General features: G+C 64.9%; 3 protein-coding genes. All 3 read right to left on the bottom strand.

The window, feature by feature from the left end:
- On the bottom strand, positions 1-1787 hold a 1787-nt coding region (locus Q4E95_RS11160; RefSeq protein ID WP_303383377.1), incomplete at its 3' end, for a BCCT family transporter.
- A 134-nt stretch (positions 1788-1921) separates the two neighbouring features.
- The gene (locus tag Q4E95_RS11155) at positions 1922-3064 is read right to left on the bottom strand and encodes an aromatic ring-hydroxylating dioxygenase subunit alpha (protein ID WP_303383376.1); all 1143 of its coding nucleotides are present in this window, start codon (positions 3062-3064) and stop codon (positions 1922-1924) included.
- A 64-nt stretch (positions 3065-3128) separates the two neighbouring features.
- Positions 3129-4319, bottom strand: a complete 1191-nt coding sequence (locus Q4E95_RS11150) for an NAD(P)/FAD-dependent oxidoreductase (RefSeq protein WP_095797140.1) — start codon at positions 4317-4319, stop codon at positions 3129-3131.
- Positions 4320-4660 lie beyond the last annotated feature (341 nt).

Below are 4660 nucleotides of genomic sequence, written 5' to 3'. Positions count from 1 at the left end.
TCGTGGGACTCGTAAATGGGCTGCCCCGCCGCCGTGGCGTCCACGGCCTGGATCTGACCCGTGTCCGGGTCGGTGTTCTCCCGGGTGACCAGCGTGAACTTCTGGTGCCCGTAGTCGTTGACCGCGGAGCGGACCGCACGGCGCATCACGGACTCGGACAGCCGCTGGCGCAACCACATGGGATCGGCCTGCAGGTCGCGGGTCAGGGCGATACAGAGCACGAACATCACCAGGACGAACGGCAGCGCCGCCACAATGGTCATGCGTTGCAACCCGCCCAGTGCCTCGGCAGGGGTATCGCCACCGGCCAGAAGCATGACGGCCGCAACACCACCCATGAGCACGCCCCAGAAGATCACCACGGGTCGGGACGGTTCCAGGGTGCCCCGGGAGCTCAGAGACCCCATGACGATCGACGCGGAATCCGCACCGGTGACAAAGAAGATGCCCGTCAGGATCATGGCCAGCACGGCCAGGCCCGCGGTGAGCAACTGCGGTGCGTCGAGCCCGTTGAACATGTCGTAGAGGGCGCCGTCGAACGAAATGGTGGGAACGCCGTCGACCATCGTGGCAATGCCGTCGTTGGGATCGGGGGTGCCGTCCGCGGTGTGCTGGATGTTGATGGCGGTGCCGCCGAAGACCGCGAACCACAGCAGGGACACCAGCGACGGAACTACCAGCACGCCGGTGACGAACTGGCGGATGGTGCGCCCGCGGGAGATGCGGGCAATGAACATGCCCACAAAGGGCGTCCACGAGATCCACCACGCCCAGTAGAAAATGGTCCACCCGGACAGCCACTCGCGCATGGCCTCGTCACCGACCGCCTCCGTGCGCGCGGCCATGTCCGGAAGCTGCTGGACGTACGAGCCGATCGCGGAGGGGATCAGGTTGAGGATGAACAGGGTGGGCCCCACCACGAAAATCACCACGGCCATCAGCACCGCGAGCACCATGTTGGTGTTGGCCAAGAACTGGATACCGCGCTCGATTCCGGACACCGCAGAGGCCACAAAGCAGAACGTCAACACGGCAATGATCGCCACGAGCAGGGGCGTGGCAACCTCCCCGACCAGCCCGTTGAACTGCAGGCCGCTACCGATCTGCAACGCGCCCAGGCCCAGCGAGGCCGCCGAGCCGAACAGCGTGGAGAAAATCGCCAGAATGTTGATGATCTTCCCGCCCGCGCCGTCCACGGCACGTCGGCCGAAGAGCGAGACGAAGGCCTCCGAGAGCAAATTCTTGCGACCCATCCGGAACGTGCCGTACGCGACGGCAATACCGAGCACCGCGTACATGGCCCACGGGTGCAGCGTCCAGTGGAACAGCGACGTGGCCATGGCCGTCTCGATCGCCTCACTGGTCTGCCCGTCCACCGTGGCCGGGGGTGGCGAGATGTAGTGGAACAGCGGTTCGGCCACGCCGTAGAACATCAGGCCGATGCCCATGCCGCACGCAAACATCATGGAAATCCAGGACGTGGTGCGGAACTCGGGCTGCTCGCCGTCCTTACCGAGCGGGATCGCGCCGTACCGGCCCAGCGCCAACCACAGCACGTAAATCACGAAGAATGACGAGCACAGCACGAAAATCCAGCCGGTGTTCTCCATGACCCAGTTCAGGGCCGTGGTCGAGGTGGTCGACAGGCTCTCCGTGCCCACGAACCCCCAGACCACGAACGCCACGACGATCGCGCCGGTCACGCCCAGGATCACCTTGTCGAGGCCTTCGAACCGGTCTCGGATCGGCCGACGACGCTGCTCCACCCCCTCTTTGAGGGCCGCCAGGATGTCCGCTTCGTTCTTTTCCGCGTGATGCAACTCGGCGGGGTCATCCACGGGACTGGCCGCTGTCGGCTCCGTGCCTGTCCCTAGACTGCCCGGCTCATCCGACGTGCCTGGATTCGAACGTTCACTGCTCATCATGGTCCCTTCGCATTGCCAGCGCTTCCGACTGTAGCCATGACCCAGTCGTGGAAGACTCCGATGTGGTGCTCGCTGGGCACGAGAACCCCGCCCTTGGCGTAGATCCTAGACCCCATGGCGGGCTGACAACGTTCGCATGCATCGAAATCCTGCTGGTTGACCCGGTGGAACAATTCCACGGAGGCAGAGACATCCTTACCGGATTCCACGACCGAGGGCAGGTACAACCAATCGCACTCCACGATCGTGTGGTCCACGGCCACGGGGAACATCCGGTGGATGATCACGTGGTCCGGCACCAGATTCACGAACACCGTGGGTTTAATGGTGATCGCGTAGTAGCGCCGGTCGTGGTCCTCGTCGACCCCTGGAATCCGGTCCAGGCCCTCGGAGCCGTCCACCGTGAAGCCCTTGACGTCCTCCCCGAACTCCGCGCCGTGACCCACGAAGTACTGGGCCGCCAGCCCGTCCGCGAACTCGGGTAGCACCTCGGTGAGCTCCGGGTGGATGGTGGCGCAGTGATAGCACTCCATGAAGTTCTCAATGATGAGCTTCCAGTTGGCCTTCACGTCGTAGGTGATCCGCCGTCCCAGGGCGAGATGGGCGATGTCGTAGGCCTGGATGGACTCGGAATCACCCAGCCGCTCCTCGATGGCACCCATGACGTCTTCTTCGAACGATGGCGGCTCGTCCGCCAGGCACACCCACACGTATCCCAGGTACTCGCGCACGGGGATGGTCACCAGGCCGTACTCCTCGCGGCCGATGTCCGGCATTTTGGTGAGGTTGGGCGCGGCAATCAGCTTGCCGTCAAAGTCGTAGGTCCACGCGTGGTACGGGCACTGGAAGGACCGCTTGGCCTCGCCGCTGTCCTCCGTGCACAGCTTGGCCCCGCGGTGGCGGCACACGTTGTAGAACGCGCGAATGCCGTGCTTGCGATTACGGGTGATGATGATGCTTTCCCGCCCCACCTGCACGGTCCGGTAGGCGCCGGGCTTGTCCAGGTCCGCGGAGCGCACGGCGCAGAACCACATCCGTTCGAAAATCTGCTCCTGTTCCGCCCGGAAGAAGTTCTGGTCGGTGTAGGTGCGGCCCGGCAACGTGGCAATGAGGCTTTCGGAAACAATGTTGGTGGACACGGGGCCCTCCTTGCAGAACTACTTCACACGAGGGAAGTGGGGATCGGGTGTCGTTTGCTGTGGTTCAGGCGATCAAGCGTTGTTCGGCGGAGGACACCGCCAGTTTGGCCAAGAACTTGCGCCAGCGCGTGAACTGTTTCGGCTGGTTCCAGCCCAGAACGGCCACGGGATCATCGCCGGCGTAGTAGACGGCCAGGAAGCTTTCCTCACCGGGCCCGCCGTGCTCGTAGATCACACGGTCCGAGCCGGTCATGTCCCCCACGAACTGCAGGCGCGCGCCGTACTGGCACGACCAGAAGTAGGGCTGCTCCACGGGCAAGTACGCGTCGTCGTGGTCGAGCAACGCACCCACCGCGACGGCCGGACGGCCCACCGCACCGGCCCAGTGCTCCACCCGGCGGTGCTGCCCGGTGCGGGTGTCCAGCCACGCCGCGCAATCGCCCACGGCCACGACCCCGGGCACGGTGGTGCGCCCGGCGGCGTCGCAGACCACGCCATTGCCGACGTCGATCCCCGAGCCTTCCAGCCAGGCCACGTTGGGCTGGGCTCCGATGCCGACCACCACGATGTCCGCCGGAAGCACGCGGCCGTCGGCCAGGCGCACGTGAGTCACAGAATTGTCCTCCGTGTTGAAGCCTTCAATGTCGATCCCACACAGCAGTTCCACGCCGGCCTGCTCGTGCAGCCGTGCCACCACGGAACCCATTTCGGCGCCGAGTGGTCCGCGCAGCGGGGTGGTCGACTTCTCCAGCACGGTGACCTGCAGGCCCAGGGAGTGCGCCGTGGACGCGACCTCCGCGCCAATGAATCCGGCGCCCAGAACCACCAGCTGCCCACCGCGTTCCACGAGGGCCCGCAATTTGCGGGCGTCCTCGAGCGTGCGCAAGGTCAGCACGTTGTCCAGGCCCGTGAGCTCCGGCAACTGTCGTGCGGAGGCGCCGGTGGCGATGACCAGGAGATCCGCGCGGACCGTGCGGCCGTCCTCGAGCGTGACCTCTCGGCTGACGGGGTCGAACGAGACGGCGCGCACGCCGAGCAGCCATTCGGCGTCGAGCTGCTCCCCGTCGATTTCCAACGTCAGGTCCGCCGCCTGGAACTGGCCGCTGAGGAATTCCTTGGAGAGCGGCGGGCGGTCGTAGGGGCGTTCCGGATCATCACCAATGATGACCAGGCGGCCGGTGAATCCTTGGCGGCGGGCGGCTCGGGCTGCGGAGAGGCCGGCGAGCGAGGCACCGACAATCACGAGGGACTCCATGATGGACCCCTTTCGAATAGCTGGTCGGGACCTCGGAACTGCACCAGGGAGTCGCCCGAGACCCATGTTCCTCACGACGCGCATTACGCAACACACTTCGTAATGCGCTTAAGTGTGAAGCGGGTCACGGAAGGGTGTCAAGGGGTGTGGAGCATCCTTTACACACTGTTCACATCACAGCTGTCTCCCAAGTCCCAGGCCGATTTTTCACTGACCCAGCCCCCTTGACACTCCCCGAAACCGGCTCGGAGAATGTTGCGTATTACGACATGAGTTGCGCCCCTCGCGATTTTGCTCACCGCGTGTTCGAGGCCCCTCATCCAGGACCCAGTGAAAGAACC

This window comes from Kocuria sp. (assembly GCF_030536815.1).
GTDB lineage: Bacteria > Actinomycetota > Actinomycetes > Actinomycetales > Micrococcaceae > Kocuria > Kocuria gwangalliensis.
This window is presented reverse-complemented; position numbering and strand designations above follow the sequence as displayed.

Bases quoted from the DNA above. Each gene is read 5' to 3' on its own strand.
- Q4E95_RS11150 (WP_095797140.1), bottom strand. From the start codon at position 4,319: ATGGAGTCCCTCGTGATTGTCGGTGCCTCGCTCGCCGGCCTCTCCGCA.